The sequence below is a fragment of the Quadrisphaera sp. KR29 genome (genome assembly GCF_052644995.1).
In genome coordinates this window covers 64133-78085 of the sequence record NZ_JBQXXG010000006.1, presented here as the reverse complement: position 1 = coordinate 78085, position 13953 = coordinate 64133, and the positions used below count along the sequence as shown (strand labels likewise).

Genomic DNA, 13953 nt, shown 5'->3' with positions numbered 1-13953 from the left:
CGCGCGCTGGGCTGTGAGGGGCCCGTTCGCGCTGGAGGACCGGCTCGACCCCGGCGTCCACGCCCCCCTGGGCGCCGAGGAGGACGCCGCCCGCCGCCTCGCGCTGCTCGGCTCCGTCGGGGAGGGCAGCAGCCCGCAGCTGGTGCGGCTGGTGCGCCCCGCGCCGGCCGCGGCGTTCAGCCGCCGCGACGCGCTGCTGCCCGGCTTCGCCGCCGCGCAGGAGGTGGCCCGCGCCCACGGCTTCGCGCCCGTGGTGCGCCCCGTGGGCGGCAGGATGGCGCCCTACCACCCGGACACCCTCGTCATCGACGTCATCGGGCGCAGCGACGACCCCCGAGGCGGCACGATCGAGCGCTTCGAGCTGCTCGCCGACACCCTGGTGGAGGTGCTGACCGGCTTCGGCCTGGACGCGCGGACCGGGGAGCTGCCCCGCGAGTACTGCCCCGGCCAGCACTCGGTGAACATCGCCGGCACCACCAAGGTCGCGGGCACCGCGCAGCGCCAGACCCGGCGCGCCTACCTCGTCTCGGCGCTGCTCGTGGTGGACGGCTCGGCGCCGCTGCGCGCCGTCACCACCGACGTGTACGCCGCCCTCGGGCTCGACCTGGACCCGGCCACCGTCGGCGCGGTCGCCGACCACGCGCCGGGCGTCACGGTGCAGGAGGTGGCCGCGGCGCTGGTCCCGGCGCTCGCTGGCAGGCTGGAGCCGTGAGCGAGCCCCTCGTCCCGGTGCTGGAGCAGCACGTCGCGCAGTGGCCGGACCCCGCCGCCAGCGTCGCCGTCGTCGGCCGGGTCGGCGAGGGCACGGGCGTGGTCGCGTCAGCGGGCGACCTCGACCTCGAGCGCCGGTGGGCGTCGGTGACCAAGCTGGTCTCCGCCCTGACCGTGCTCGTGCTCGTCCACGACGGCGAGGCCGACCTCGACGAGGTGCTCCCCGACGACGTCGCCCCGCCCGGCGCGACCCTGTCCCACCTGCTCGACCACACCTCCGGGCTCGACTTCGAGGCGGGGGGTCCCGGCGCGTGGCGCCTCCGGGGCGAGCCGGGACAGCGGCGCACCTACAGCAACACGGGCATCGAGGTCGCCGCGGCGCGGGTCGAGCAGCTCACCGGCGCGCCGTTCGCGGAGCTGCTGCGCGAGCTGGTGGCCCAGCCGCTGGGCATGGCGCGCACCCGGCTCGAGGGGTCCGCGGCGCACGCGCTGGTGGCGCCCGCGGGAGACCTGGCGCTGCTCGCCGGTGAGCTGCTCAGCCCGCGCGTGCTGCCGGCGGGTGTCGTGGACGCCCTGCGCACCCCCAGCCGCCCCGGGCTGGTGGGCGTGCTGCCCGGGTTCGGCCGGCAGGCCCACAACGACTGGGGCCTGGGCGCCGAGGTCCGCGCCGACAAGGACCCCCACTGGACCAGCCCGCGCAACGACCCGGCCACCTTCGGCCACTTCGGGCAGAGCGGCACCGCGCTGTGGGTCGACCGCCGCGCGGGGCTCGCCCTGGTGACGGCGTCGTCGGAGCCGTTCGGGGAGTGGGCGACGACGGCGTGGCCCGCGCTGTCCTCAGCGGTCCTGGACGCGGGTGGGGTCGGTCCAGGGGCCTGAGGGCAGGGGCGGCAGGCCGCCGTCGTCGTCGAGGTCGGGGGAGCACAGCGGCAGCCGCTCGCCGAGCACCCGCAGCACCAGGGCGCCCAGCACGGCCGCGAGCAGCGACCCCGCCAGCACGCCGATCTTGGCCTCGTCCTGCAGCACCGGGTCATCGAAGGCGAGGTCGGTGATGAACAGGCTGAGGGTGAAGCCGATCCCGGCCATCATCGAGCCCCCCACGAGGTGGCCGTAGCGCACCCGCCCGGGCAGGTCGCCCAGGCGGAAGCGCAGCGCCAGCCCCGCCGCCACGGAGATGCCGAGGGTCTTGCCGACCACCAGGGCGACGACGACGCCCCACGTCAGCGGTGAGGTGACCGCGGCGCGCAGCACGTCCCCGGACAGCGCGACGCCGGCGTTGGCCAGCCCGAACAGCGGGACGACGACGAACGCCGACAGCGGGTGCAGCGCGTCCTGCAGCCGGTCGTTGGGCGGCACGGAGGCCCGCACCGCCGACGTCGCCAGCCGCGCGCGGGTGGGGTCGGCGCGCTCGACCAGCGCCCGCCCGAAGGCGCGGACCCGCTCGCGCTGCTCGGGCTCCACGGCGGTGGCCGGCACCACCAGGCCCACGAGCACGCCCGCGAGCGTGGCGTGCACGCCGGAGGCGTGCACCGCGCCCCACAGGGCGATCCCGACGACGACGTAGGGCGTCAGGCGCCACTCCCCGAGCAGGCGCAGCCCGACCAGGACGGCGAGCAGCAGCGCCGACAGGAGCAGCGCCGGCACCGAGACGCCGTGGCTGTAGAAGAGGGCCATGACGGTGACAGCGCCGATGTCGTCGACGATCGCCAGGGTGAGCAGGAAGAGCCGCAGGCTGTCGGGGCAGCGCGGGCCGAACAGCGCGAGCATGCCCACGAGGAAGGCGGTGTCGGTCGAGATGGGGATGCCCCAGCCGACCGCGGCGGGCGTGCCCGCGGTGAAGGCGAGGAACAGCAGCGCCGGGACCACCAGGCCCCCGAGCGCCCCGAGGACGGGCACGACGACGGCGCGCGGGCTGCGCAGGTGCCCGACCGTGACCTCACGGGAGATCTCCAGCCCGACGGTGCAGAAGAACAGGGCCATGAGCGCGTCGTTGACCCAGTGGCCCAGGTCCATGGTCAGTCCGGCGTCGCCGACGGTGGCGCCGGCGGTGGTCGCCCACAGCGCCTCGTAGCTGCCCCCCGGCAGGTTGGCCCACACCAGCGCCGCCGCGGTGGCCGCGAGCAGCAGCACGGCGCTGCCGGACTCGGTGGCCAGGAAGCGGCGCACCGGCAGGGAGAGCACGGGCACCGGCAGGCTGACCCTGGTGGCGGGGCCCGGGTTGCCGGGCAGCGGCTCCGTGCTGGAGCCCGAGGATGCGCTCACAGGGGCAGCATGCCGCTTGCAAGCGGCTCGCAAGCGGTGGGGAGCACGGTCTGCTCCATGAGCCTCTTGGACACCGACCTGGTCTTCACCTCCGCCGTCCACCCCGCCGTCGTCGCCGCGCAGCGACCCACCCTGGACCCGGCGTGGACGCCGTCCTCGGTGCGCGGGCGGCGCGCCGACCGCAGCCGCCCCGTCGCCGGGGCGCGCAGCTGGTCGGACGTGCTGCGCCTCACCGGCCTGTCGGCCCGCACGGGCCGCCACGCCGCGCCCACGGGCACCCACCTGCTCGGCACCGTCACCACGGTGCGGGCGCAGCAGGAGCTGCGGGCGGTGTGACGGGCGCTGCCGGCCTGGCGGTCGCCGCGGGTCAGGCGGCGCGCGGCAGTCAGGCGGCGCGCGGGGGTCAGGCGGCGCGCGGGTCAGGCGGCGCGCGCGGGTCGCGGCTGGTCCGGTCCGCCGGCGGCGGGGCGGACCAGCCGCAGCGGCGGGCCCCCCTGGGGCGCGGGGGCGTCGTCGGCCTGCTGGGCGGGGTGCGCGCTGGCGGCTCGGAGAGCGGCGGTGGCGTCCCCGAACTGCGCCTGGCGCGCCCCGACCAGCGGCAGGCCGTCCGCCCCGAGCAGCTCCTGGCCGGCTCGCGCGGCCCTGCCCGACAGCGCCACCAGCCCCAGCAGCAGCGCCCCAGCGCCCAGCCCCACGCCCAGCCCGACAGCTCCCAGCACCACCACGGTGACCACGCCCTTCGTCCGTCGTGGTCCCAGGGTGCTCGCCCTCGCTGGGGCGCGTCACCCTCCCAGCGGTGCGTTCCCTGGGAGGCGACTGGGCACCACGGGGGGACGGAGCGGACGAAGCGGTCATCCCGCGGGCTGATCGACCTCAGGACGCGGCGTGCTGTCTCAGCGCAGCAGCCCCTCGAGCAGCTGGCGCGCCCCGACCGGCAAGGACCCCTCGCGCAGCACCACCCGCCGCAGCCCGGGGGCGCCGCTGGCCGCGGCGCCGTCCCCGCCGTCGCCGTCGCCGCCGTCGTCGTCGGGGTCCTCGAGGGTCACCTCGTAGCAGAAGCCGTCGCGGCGGCCCGCCGGCGCAGCAGCTCCCGCCCCCTCCGCGTCCGCGACGAGCGCGCGCAGCTGGCGGGCCGTGGCCTCGTCGAGCTGGGAGGAGTCGGCCTCACCGCGCCGGACCAGGCCGGCGAACCCCCCGCTGCGCTCCACCACCACCCTCATCACCTCATCGTCGCCCACCGGCCCGGGTACGGGAAGCCGCGTCCGCTGTCGCCCTCCCGCGCCCGGCGCCGCGCGTCCTGCCGGGGCCGGAGGTGTCGGAACCCCGGCGCGAGGTGTCGGAACCCTGCCGCGTCATGTCGGAACTGCGCTCTGGTTCCGACACGACGCGCCAGGGTTCCGACCACACCCGTCACCAGCGCAGCCCCGCGCGCCGCAGCTCCTCGCTGACCCAGCGGACCACGTCGTCCGGCTGGGCCATCACCTCGCGCGAGGAGACCACCACCTGCGTCCAGCCGTGCTGCTCGGTGCGGCGCCGCCGCCGGATGTCGCGCTCGTGCTGCTCGTCAGTGCCGTGGTGGGGGCCATCCACCTCCACGGCCACGCGGACGGAGTCCCACTGCAGGTCGGGCCAGACCTCGGCCCGGCCCTCGCGAGGCAGCGGAGCCGCGAAGCGGCTGGCCTCGGGCACCCCCGCGCGGACCAGGAGCAGGCGCAGCCGGGTCTCGACCGGGGAGCAGACCTCGTAGCGCACCTGGTCCAGCACCCGCCGGGCGGTGGCCCGCTCCTCGACCGGCAGCCTCTCGAGCGCCGCGTGCATCGCCCGGAGGTCGTCGCGCAGGAGGCGGAGCACCCCGTCGCCCAGCGCGACCGCGCTCTCCTCGTCCAGCTCACCGCAGCGCTGCGCCCAGAGGTCCTCCGGAGAGAGGAGCCTGACGCCCCGCACCCGGGTCTCGCGGGTCTCGGGGTGCAGGCGCTGGCGTCGCACCGCGAGACCGGACTGGTGCCGCAGCCGGGCTCCGCGGGGTACGGCCAGCTGGGGCTCGGACAGCAGCGGGTCCGGCTCCCCGAACGGCGTGGGCAGACCCAGGGCGACGACGGCGTGCGCGCCCGTGCCGAGAGCGCCCGGCGGGGCGGCCAGCACGGCGCACTGCAGGGCGACGAGCGGCGTCCACTCCACGCCCCGGCTGACCCGCACCCCGCGGTGGGGTGCCCGCAGGTCCGCGGCGCGCAGCCGGCGCGCCGTCACCCCGAGCGCCAGCGCCTCCTCGGTCGTGAAGGGGCGGTGGCGCAGGCGGGCGGGCAGCGGGGCGGGGGGTCGGGCCACCTGAGCACCGTGGCGCAGCCGGAGGGAGCGCCGCTGGCGCCGTCCACAGGCGCTGACCCTGCGCTCACCTGCCGGGACAGAGGGCGACCACCGCGCGCCCTGCGCCCCACCCCGTGCGAGGCACCGTGCCACGAGGTGTCGGAACCCCGTCACGAGGTGTCGGAACGGCGACCCGGTTCCGACACGACGCGCCAGGGTTCCGACAGGACGTGCCGAGGTTGCGACCAGATGCGCCAGGGTTCCGGCGCGACGGCGCGACGGCGCGACGGCGCGCCGAGCCGACCCGGCGCCCACTCGCAGCGCCCCACCCGCAGGACCCGCAGCCGGCTAGAGCACCCCGACCTGCGACCACGCGTCACCGACGGCGTCGTGCACCGTGGAGCCGGCGCGGTGCCCCAGGGCCTCGGCGGCGCGCAGCGTGGTCTGCGCGAAGGTCGCGAAGGACGACGTCGGCGGCAGCGACGGGTCGCGCAGCGCGTCGTACCAGACCCGGCCGGCCACCTCCCACGCGTAGCCGCCCACGGCCGTGGCCACCAGGTGGAACGCCCGGTTGGGGATGCCGGAGTTGGTGTGCACCCCGCCGTCGTCGGCGGTGGTCACCACGTAGTCGTCCATGTGCGCCGGCTGGGCGTCGCGGCCCAGCTCGGGGGTGTCGTAGGCGGTGCCGGGCGCGGCCATCGAGCGCAGCGCCATGTCCGGGTGGCCGAGCAGCAGCCCCTGGCCGATCAGCCAGTCGGCCTCCTCGGCGCGCTGCCCCAGCGCCCACTGCTTGACCAGCGACCCGAAGACGTCCGAGACCGACTCGTTGAGCGCGCCGGACTGCTGGCTGTAGACCAGCTGCGCCTCGTCGTCGGTGACGCCGTGCGCCAGCTCGTGGCCGATGATGTCGACCGCCACGGTGAAGCGCGCGAAGACCTCGCCGTCGCCGTCGCCGAACACCATCTGGCGCCCGTCCCAGAAGGCGTTGGCGTAGTCCTGCCCGTAGTGCACGAAGCCGCGCAGCGGCAGGCCCTCGTCGTCGATGGAGTCGCGCCCGTAGGCGCGGTGGAACAGCTCGAAGGTGGCGCCCAGGCCGTCGTAGGCCTCGTCGGCGGCCGCGTCACCGGTCGCCGGTGCGCCCTCGGCGCGGACCACGACGGCGGTGCTGAGGTCCTCGCTGGCGCCGCAGTCGAAGATCGTGCGCGAGGGCTGCGCGCCGGCGCGGGCGTGGGCGACGACCGCCCGCGGCCGCCCGCGCCGCAGGAGCGCGCTCTGGGCGCGCGAGGAGCGGAGCGACGCGTCGAGGGAGAGCGTGCGCAGCGCCCGCTCCCGCTGGGCGTCGGTGCCGCGGAGCACGAGGTGCTCCAGCAGGACGGGGGGCATCACGCAGCTGGGGACGGCGGCCATGGCTCGATCGTGGACCCCGCCCCCGACATCGGCCACCCTCGGTGAGCGATCCGTCACGCACCGGTCTGCGACACGTGCTCGCGGTGACCCCCGCGGGGGACGCCGAGGAGGGACGATGAGCGGGTGACCCCCCGTCCCTCCCGGGGCGAGCCCGCAGCCCTCACGAGCCGCCCCGCGCCGCCGCGCGCCGCCGCCCTCCAGCGCGTCCACGGGCTGCTGGCGGACCCGGGCCTGGCCTGGGTGGTCCAGCGCGTGCGCGGCCAGCTGGAGACCGGTGCCGACCCGGTGGCGGTGCTGCAGCTGCACAGCGCCACCGCCGCCCAGCGCGCCGGCGCCCGCGCGGTGCTGGGGCCGGCCGCCCTGGTGCGCGGCACCCACCTGTCCGTGCGGGTCACCGACCTCGAGGAGCTGCTGGCCGAGGTCGCGGGCTGGGAGGGCGGCCTGGCGGCGGCGGTCACCGCGCTCGACGGGGAGGACGGGGACGACGCCGCCGTGGTGCTCCCCCCCACGCCGCCTGCCGCGGTCGCCGGTCCTCCGGCTCCCGCGCCGCGCGCCGCCGCGGCTCCCGCGCCGCGCGCCGCCGCGGCTCCCGCGCCGCGCGCCGCCGCGGCTCCCGCGCCGCGCCCTGCCCCGGGGCCCGACCCGGCTCCCGCTGCGCGCCCTGCCCAAGCCAGCGCCCCGCACCCTGCCCCGGCTCCCGCGCCGCCCCCCGCCCCGCGGTGGGCCGAGCTCGACGACGACGCCGCCGACGAGGCCGGCGCGGCCCTGGCCGACGTCGTCCTGGCGCTCGACCTGCCCGCCGCCCCCGATGGCCCGACCGGCGCCGCGCTCGCGGCGCTGGCCGCGGCGGGCCTGCCGGCCCTGCTCTCCCTCGCCCAGCTGCGCAGCGCCCCGCCGACGTGGCTGCCCGCCCCGCCGGGAGGCACCGCGCTGGTCTGCCCCACGCCCGCCGTCCTGGCCGCGGTGGCCGCAGCCCCGCCCGCGGCCCGGCGCACCCGCGTGCCCGTCGTCTGCCTCGACGCCGCCGCCGCCAGCGCCGCGGCGGACCCGGCGTGGCCGGGGGAGGCCGTCGCCGTCGTCCTGGAGGGCCTGCGGGCCGCCGGGTGGCGCCTGCTGCTCGACGCCGGCTGGGGCCCCGAGGGGGAGGTGCTCACCGAGCTGCTCTCCGGTGAGCTGCACGCCGAGCCGTGGAGCGCCCCGGACCACCCGGGCACCACCCCGCTCGCGCGCCGGGTCGCCGCCGCCCGCAGGCTGCAGGGGTGAGACCGGAGCCGGGCGACCTGTTCTTCTCGCGCGGACGCGGGCTGCAGGGCTGGGTGATCCGGCGGGCCAGCCGCTCGACCGTGGCGCACTGCGGGCTGCTGGTCCGCGAGCTCGAGCCGGGCACGTGGCGCACCCACGAGGCCTTCGGCGGGGACGGTCCCTACGGCGGCGGCTCGGGCCTGCGCGAGCGGGTCAGGCCGCTGGACGGCGAGCCGCTGGTGCTCGTGCGCCCCTGGCGCACCCCCGCCGAGCGGGACCTCGGCCTGCTGCGGAGCCACCAGCTGCTCGACCAGGGCTACGACTGGGGTGAGATCACCCGGATCGCCGGCCACCTGCTGCACCTGCCGCCGCTGCAGCGCCTCGGCGCATCGCTGTCCCGGCCGGACCGGCTCATCTGCTCCAACCACTGCGCCGCGGTGCTGCTCGCCGGCCGGCCCGACGTCGTCCTGCCCCACCCGCCCGACCAGGTGTGGCCGGCCCCGCTTCTGGAGGCCCTCACCCCGCTCAGCCGGGTCGGTGCTCCCTGAGCAGCACGTCCGCGCCGGGCGGCAGCTGCCCGGCCAGGTCGAGGTGGTGCGCGGCGACGCACGCGATGACGGGGTAGCCCCCGGTGACGGGGTGGTCGGGCCCGAAGAGCACCGGCTGCCCGCTGGGCGGCACCTGCAGCGCCCCGCGCACCGCGGGCTCGCTGGGCAGCTCGCGCCCGGGCTCGGTGCGCTCCAGCGGCCGGGCGCCCTCCAGCCGCACGCCCACCCGGTCGCCCCGGGCGGTGACCCGCCACGGCTGGCGCAGCAGCAGCTCGAGCGCCGCGGGCGTGAACCAGTCCTCGCGGGGGCCGAGGACGACGTCGAGCACCGCCGTGGCGCCGGCGCGCGGCAGCGCGGGCCCCGGGCGCCGCTGCGGGACCAGCGGCACCGCTGCCTCCAGCCACCGCGGGCCGGCGACCGCCAGGACGTCGCCGGCGCGCAGCGGCGGCGGGCCGAGGCCGGACAGGACGTCGGTGGCGGCGCTGCCCAGCACCCGCGGCGCGTCGAGGCCGCCGCGGACCGCCAGGTAGCAGGCGGCGCCCGCCGCGCACGGGCCGGCGGTGACGATGTCGCCGTCGTCGAGGGCCACCGGCACCCCGGGCGGCACCCGCCCGCCGCCGGTGCCGCGGGCCCTCACGACCTCGACGACGACGTCGGCGCCCGCCACCGCCACGACGAGCCGCCCCAGCGAGCGCACCGCCAGCGGGCCGGCGGCCTCCAGCGCGGGCGCCCCGGCGGCGCCGCCGACGGCCCGGTTGGCCGCGCGCAGCGCGCCGCGGTCGCGGGCGCCGCCGGGGCTGACGCCGACGTCGGCGCGGCCGGGCCTGCCGAGGTCGGTGACGACCGTGGAGGGGCCGGGGTCGAGCACCTCCAGGCCGCCCCGCGGCAGCGAGCCCGGGTGGCGGGCGGGTCCGCGGGTGGCCGATTGCCCATGATCACGGGCGGGGTGGGTGCTGGGCGAGGCGGCGCTGGGGGTGAACCGCACGCGGGTGCCGGGGCGCAGGAGGGCGGGCGGCTCGCGGGCGGGGTCCCACACCGGCAGGTCGGTGCGCCCGAGCAGCTGCCAGCCGCCCGGGGAGGCGCGCGGGTAGACGCCGCTGAACTCCCCGGCGAGCCCGACGGCGCCCGCGGGGACCCGGGTGCGGGGCTCGCGGCGGCGCGGCGCCCGCAGCACCGGGTCACCGCCCACGAGGTAGGCGAAGCCGGGCGCGAAGCCGGTGAAGGCCACCGACCACGGCGTCGCGGCGTGGCGCCGCACGACCTCGGCCGCGGGCAGCCCGACCAGGCGCGCGACGTCGGGCAGGTCCTCGCCGTCGTAGACCACGGGCACCTCGACCGTGCGCGCCCCGTCGTCGCCGGGGTGATGCGGCCCGCCCTCCGCCCCGCCGGGGAGCGCCCGGTCCAGCGCCCGGTCCAGCGCCTCCTCCAGCGCCGGCAGGTCGGGGGCGGGACGGGCGTCCCAGCGCAGCAGGAGCGTCCTCGCGGCGGGCACCACCTCGGTGACGCCCGCCAGGACGCCGAGCCGCCGGCCCGGGTCGAGCGCGCTGCGCAGCGCGAGCACCGCAGGGAGGTCCTCCAGCTCGACGAGCACGGCCGAGGAGCCGGCGCGCAGGAGCCTCACGGGCCGGAGGTGCTGGTGGGAGCGACGGCGGGAGCGACCTCGACGCCGGCCCCTTCCAGGGCGGCCCGCACGGCGCGGGCGACGGCCACCGCGCCGGGGGAGTCGCCGTGCACGCACACGGACTGCGCGGCCACGGCCACGTCCGTGCCGTCCACCGCGCGCACCACGCCGGTGGTGACGAGCCGCACGACGCGCTCGGCGACCTCGCCGGGGTCGGTGACCAGCGCGCCGGGCTCGCGGCGGCCGACCAGGTGGCCGGCGGCCGTGTAGCCGCGGTCGGCGAACGCCTCGGCCACGGTCCGCAGGCCGGCGGCGCGCGCCAGCTCCAGCAGCGGCGAGCCCGCGAGCCCCACCAGCGGCAGGTCGGGGTCGAAGCGGCGCACGGCCTCGACCACCGCCTCGCCGTGCGCCCCGCCGCTGGCCGCGGCGGTGTAGAGCGCGCCGTGCGGCTTGACGGAGGTGACGCGGGTGCCCGCCGCGCGGGCGAGGCCGTCCAGCGCCCCCAGCTGGTAGAGGACGTCGGCGAGCAGCTCGGAGCGGCTCGCGTCGACGTAGCGCCGCCCGAAGCCGACCAGGTCGCGGTAGGAGGGGTGCGCGGCCACCGCCACGCCCCGCCGGGCCGCCGCCGCGCACACCGCGAGCACCTGCTCGGGGTCGCCGGCGTGGAAGCCGCAGGCGACGTTGGCCGTGGTCACGACCTCGAGAAGCGCGTCGTCGTCGGTCAGGGACCAGCGGCCGAAGCCCTCGCCGAGGTCGGCGTTGAGGTCGACGCGCGCCGGTCTGGTGGCTGCGGGTGGGGCGTCCACCCCGCCAGGGTGCCTCAGGCGGCCAGCGCCGTGCCGACCGCGCTGCCCACCAGCTCCACCGAGCGCACGCGGCCTGCGGAGGTCGGGGCGCCGTGGGCGGTGATGAGCTCGTCGGCGCCGACGCGCGCGGCGAAGGCGTCGAGCTGGGCGACGACGTCGTCCGGGGTGCCCACGGCCGCCAGCCGCGTCATCCGGTCGACGTGCACCGAGGCGCCCGCGTCGAGGAGGGCGTCGGCGGCGGCGTCGAACGTCGCGTCGTCGGCGGTCTCGACCCCCTCGGGCAGGCGGCCCCGGCCGAACAGGCCGACGGCGCGCTGGCGGCGGGCGGCCTGCACGTGCTCACGGGCGGTGGCCTCGTCCTCGGCGGCGAAGACGTTGACGGCGGCGATGGCGTGCGGCGCCTCCAGGGCGCCCAGCCGGTCGCTGGGCGTGAAGTCGCGGCGGTAGAGGTCCATCGCCTGCTCGAGCGCGTCGGGGGCGAAGTGGGAGGCGAAGGCGTACGGCAGGCCCAGGGCCGCCGCGAGCCGGGCCCCGAACAGCGAGGAGCCGAGGACGTACAGCGGCACGGGCAGCCCGTCGTCGTCGAGGGCGTGGGGGACGGCCTGGACGCCGTCGGGGCGCGGGGTGCCGGCGAGCAGGTCGGCGAGCTCGAGGACGTCAGCGGGGAAGGTGTCGGCCGCCGACGGGTCGCGGCGCAGCGCCGCGCTCGTGGCGCCGTCGGAGCCGGGGGCGCGGCCCAGGCCGAGGTCGATGCGGCCCGGGTGCGCGGCGGCCAGCGTGCCGAACTGCTCGGCGATGGTCAGCGGCGCGTGGTTGGGCAGCATCACCCCGCCCGCGCCCAGGCGGATGGTGGAGGTGTGCGCGGCGACGTGCGCCACGAGCACCGCCGGGGCGGAGGAGGCGATGCTCGGCATGCTGTGGTGCTCGGCGTACCAGACCCTCCGGTAGCCGGAGCGCTCCGCGGCCCGGGCCAGCTCCACGCTCGCGGCCAGCGTCTCGCGGGCGCCCCGGCCGGGAGCGCTGCGGCGGTCGACGGGGGCGAGGTCGAGGACCGACAGCGGGACGTGCGCGCTCATGCCCGGGGCAACCGCTCCGGCGCCCCGGCTGTTCCTCAGGCGGGGGCCACGAGGTAGCGGTACTCGTGGTGCTGGGTGAAGCCGTGCCCCTCGTAGAGGCGGCGGGCGGCGTCGTTGGCGACGGCGACCTGCAGGAACGCCGCGGTCGCTCCGCGCTGCGCGCCCCAGGCCAGCAGCGCCCGGGTCATCCGGGCGCCCAGGCCTTGCCGGCGGTGCGCCGGGGAGGTCTCCACCGCCGACAGCCCCAGCCACGTCCCGCCCGCGCCGCGCGAGAGCGACCCGCGCGCGACGGCGAGGACCTCGCCGTCCTCGCGCAGGCTGGCGAAGACCCGCTCGTCGGCGGACAGCAGCACCTTCCGCCCCGCCGGGCCCACCGGCCCGCGGCCCTGGTAGCCGGCCAGCCAGGCGTCGTCGGGCTCGTCGTCGAGGCGCAGCCCGGCCAGGGCGGAGCGCACCTCGGCCTCGCCGGTGGCCGGCACGGGCGCGGTCATGACGCGGGTGGGGGTGCGCACGGCCCACCCGCGCCGCTCGAGCTCGGAGGTGAGCGCGCCGGTCGGGGCCGCCACCACCGCCTCGAGGTCGCGGGCGGCGTAGAAGTCCCGCACCCGCTGCAGGGCGGTGCCGAGGTCGCAGCCGGGGTCGCCGACGGCCAGCGCGGAGTTGGCCCGCCCGGTGAAGCCGCCGGCGGCCCGCAGCTGCCACTCGCCGAGGTCCTCGCGCTCCACCGGGCGCCAGTGCTCGGCGGCGGTGCGCTGCAGCTCCCCGGCGCTGAGGGCCCGGTGGAGGGGCTCGCGCTGCGGGCGCTCGGGCGGCGGCGGCACCGCCTTGGCGGCCAGCACGTCGGCGCGGGCGACTGCCACCGGCCCGCGGCGCGTCGCGACCACGAGCCGCTCGCCGTCGGCGGCGACCAGCTCGCCCAGGGCGTCCGAGGCCGACCCGTCGGGCAGGCGGTGGCGCACGACCACGCGCCGCCCGACCACCAGCTCCTCGGGCCGCAGCACGTGCCTCACCGGCCCCTCACCCGCGCGCCGTCACGCGTCGGCGCCGTCGAGGTCGGGGTCGTGAAGGGCGGTGACGAGGTCGTCGGCGACGTCCAGGAGCACCCCGCGCAGGTCCGGGTCGACGTGCACCTGCACGTCCCGGTCCGCGGCGTCGCCGCTCTCGGTGACGGTGAGCAGGCCCGCGGCGGCCAGCAGCCGCACGTCCCGCAGCACCTCCTGGGCGGCGGTGGAGGTGCCGACGACGTCGGCCAGGCGCACCGAGCCGGTCAGCGCCAGGCGCGCGACGAGGTCGATGACCACCTCGCCGCGCTCGACGTCGCGCAGGGCGGCGGCGAGCTCGTCGGCGTCGGCGCCCTCGGGCAGCGGGTCGGTGGCGCCGCCGCCGAGCCACGCCAGCGACTCGGCCTCCAGCGCGGAGTCGTCCCCCTCGACGACCGCCATGAGGTGCTGGGCCAGCGCCGCCCGCGCGGCCAGCATCTGCGCCTCGCCGCCCTCGCGCCACTCCGCGGCGAGCGCGTCGGCCTCGCCGCGGTCGTGCAGGAGGAGCGCGGCGCGGTTCCAGCGCCGCAGCACCTCCACCTCGTCCTCCTCCAGCGGGCGCAGCCCGCCGCCGGTGGCCACCACGGGGTCGGCGTCGTCGTCGGCGCCGGACAGGAGCACCTGCCCGAGGTGGGCGACCAGCGGGTTGGCCAGCAGCGCGGCCGCCACCCGCTCCGGCGGGATGGACTCCACCTCGGCGAGCAGCGCCAGGCGGGCCTCGCGCTCGGCGGCGGTCTCGGGCTCGTCCTCGTAGCCGTCGCGGGCGAGGTCGACGGCGTCGCCCGGGCCCAGGTACCGCTGCGCGGCCGGGTCGGAGACCCACGCGCCGTCGTCGACGACGGGGCCGGAGCCGCGACCGAGCGGACGCCGGCGCGGCTTCTGGGCGTTCGCCTTCTTGGGCCGGTGGACCTTCTTCTTCGCCACGGGGGACGACCG

15 protein-coding genes are annotated in these 13953 nt (G+C 78.7%); 5 read left to right on the top strand and 10 right to left on the bottom strand.

Translation table 11 applies throughout. The features are described 5' to 3' along the window. The first annotated feature begins 13 nt into the window (after positions 1 to 13). The gene (locus ACUN9U_RS07265) at positions 14 to 712 is read left to right on the top strand and encodes a lipoate--protein ligase family protein (protein WP_445484268.1); all 699 of its coding nucleotides are present in this window, start codon (positions 14 to 16) and stop codon (positions 710 to 712) included. Continuing rightward, the gene (locus ACUN9U_RS07260) at positions 709 to 1590 is read left to right on the top strand and encodes a serine hydrolase domain-containing protein (RefSeq protein ID WP_445484267.1); all 882 of its coding nucleotides are present in this window, start codon (positions 709 to 711) and stop codon (positions 1588 to 1590) included. Before ACUN9U_RS07265 ends, ACUN9U_RS07260 begins: the two co-directional genes overlap by 4 nt. Here the strand turns inward: ACUN9U_RS07260 and nhaA are convergent. Next, entirely contained in the window at positions 1549 to 2973 is a 1425-nt protein-coding gene (gene nhaA, locus ACUN9U_RS07255; RefSeq protein ID WP_445484266.1) for a Na+/H+ antiporter NhaA, read from the bottom strand. The two genes, ACUN9U_RS07260 and nhaA, sit on opposite strands and share 42 nt — an antisense overlap. A 57-nt stretch (positions 2974 to 3030) precedes the next feature. Between nhaA and ACUN9U_RS07250 the strand changes: the two genes are divergently transcribed. Next, positions 3031 to 3309 (top strand): hypothetical protein, encoded by a 279-nt coding sequence (locus tag ACUN9U_RS07250; RefSeq protein ID WP_445484265.1) that lies wholly within the window; start codon positions 3031 to 3033, stop codon positions 3307 to 3309. A gap of 83 nt (positions 3310 to 3392) precedes the next feature. Here ACUN9U_RS07250 and ACUN9U_RS07245 read toward each other — a convergent pair whose 3' ends face one another. From ACUN9U_RS07245 to ACUN9U_RS07230, 4 genes are all read right to left on the bottom strand, one after another. After that, the gene (locus ACUN9U_RS07245) at positions 3393 to 3707 is read right to left on the bottom strand and encodes a hypothetical protein (RefSeq protein WP_445484264.1); all 315 of its coding nucleotides are present in this window, start codon (positions 3705 to 3707) and stop codon (positions 3393 to 3395) included. A 159-nt stretch (positions 3708 to 3866) separates the two neighbouring features. Next, a complete protein-coding gene (locus tag ACUN9U_RS07240) occupies positions 3867 to 4193 on the bottom strand; it encodes a protealysin inhibitor emfourin (protein WP_445484263.1) in 327 nt (108 codons plus the stop codon). 190 nt (positions 4194 to 4383) lie between these two features. Beyond that, complete coding sequence (locus tag ACUN9U_RS07235) at positions 4384 to 5298, bottom strand: DUF559 domain-containing protein (protein WP_445484262.1); 915 nt, start codon at positions 5296 to 5298, stop codon at positions 4384 to 4386. 327 nt (positions 5299 to 5625) lie between these two features. After that, positions 5626 to 6684: a M4 family metallopeptidase gene (locus ACUN9U_RS07230; protein ID WP_445484261.1), complete on the bottom strand. Its 1059-nt coding sequence runs from the start codon at positions 6682 to 6684 to the stop codon at positions 5626 to 5628. Positions 6685 to 6807: 123 nt separating this feature from the next. On the opposite strand from ACUN9U_RS07230, the gene ACUN9U_RS07225 reads away from it, so the two are divergent. Both ACUN9U_RS07225 and ACUN9U_RS07220 read left to right on the top strand, forming a co-directional pair. After that, on the top strand, positions 6808 to 7947 hold the full coding sequence (locus ACUN9U_RS07225; RefSeq protein WP_445484260.1) for a hypothetical protein: 1140 nt from the start codon (positions 6808 to 6810) through the stop codon (positions 7945 to 7947). Then, positions 7944 to 8474, top strand: coding sequence for a hypothetical protein (locus ACUN9U_RS07220; protein ID WP_445484259.1), 531 nt, complete (start codon positions 7944 to 7946; stop codon positions 8472 to 8474). Before ACUN9U_RS07225 ends, ACUN9U_RS07220 begins: the two co-directional genes overlap by 4 nt. On the opposite strand, the gene ACUN9U_RS07215 is transcribed toward ACUN9U_RS07220, so the two are convergent. Genes ACUN9U_RS07215 through ACUN9U_RS07195 form a run of 5 tightly spaced genes read right to left on the bottom strand, consistent with a single transcriptional unit; the run spans position 8452 to position 13941 of the window. Beyond that, complete coding sequence (locus tag ACUN9U_RS07215; RefSeq protein ID WP_445484258.1) at positions 8452 to 10095, bottom strand: 5-oxoprolinase subunit B/C family protein; 1644 nt, start codon at positions 10093 to 10095, stop codon at positions 8452 to 8454. The genes ACUN9U_RS07220 and ACUN9U_RS07215 overlap by 23 nt on opposite strands. Further along, the gene (locus tag ACUN9U_RS07210; RefSeq protein WP_445484257.1) at positions 10092 to 10901 is read right to left on the bottom strand and encodes a LamB/YcsF family protein; all 810 of its coding nucleotides are present in this window, start codon (positions 10899 to 10901) and stop codon (positions 10092 to 10094) included. The genes ACUN9U_RS07215 and ACUN9U_RS07210 overlap by 4 nt, the downstream gene beginning before the upstream one ends. A gap of 14 nt (positions 10902 to 10915) precedes the next feature. Next, the gene (locus ACUN9U_RS07205) at positions 10916 to 11977 is read right to left on the bottom strand and encodes an LLM class flavin-dependent oxidoreductase (RefSeq protein ID WP_445484256.1); all 1062 of its coding nucleotides are present in this window, start codon (positions 11975 to 11977) and stop codon (positions 10916 to 10918) included. A 35-nt stretch (positions 11978 to 12012) separates the two neighbouring features. After that, positions 12013 to 12987, bottom strand: a complete 975-nt coding sequence (locus ACUN9U_RS07200) for a GNAT family N-acetyltransferase (protein WP_445484255.1) — start codon at positions 12985 to 12987, stop codon at positions 12013 to 12015. A 21-nt stretch (positions 12988 to 13008) separates the two neighbouring features. Beyond that, the gene (locus ACUN9U_RS07195) at positions 13009 to 13941 is read right to left on the bottom strand and encodes a hypothetical protein (protein WP_445484254.1); all 933 of its coding nucleotides are present in this window, start codon (positions 13939 to 13941) and stop codon (positions 13009 to 13011) included. Positions 13942 to 13953 lie beyond the last annotated feature (12 nt).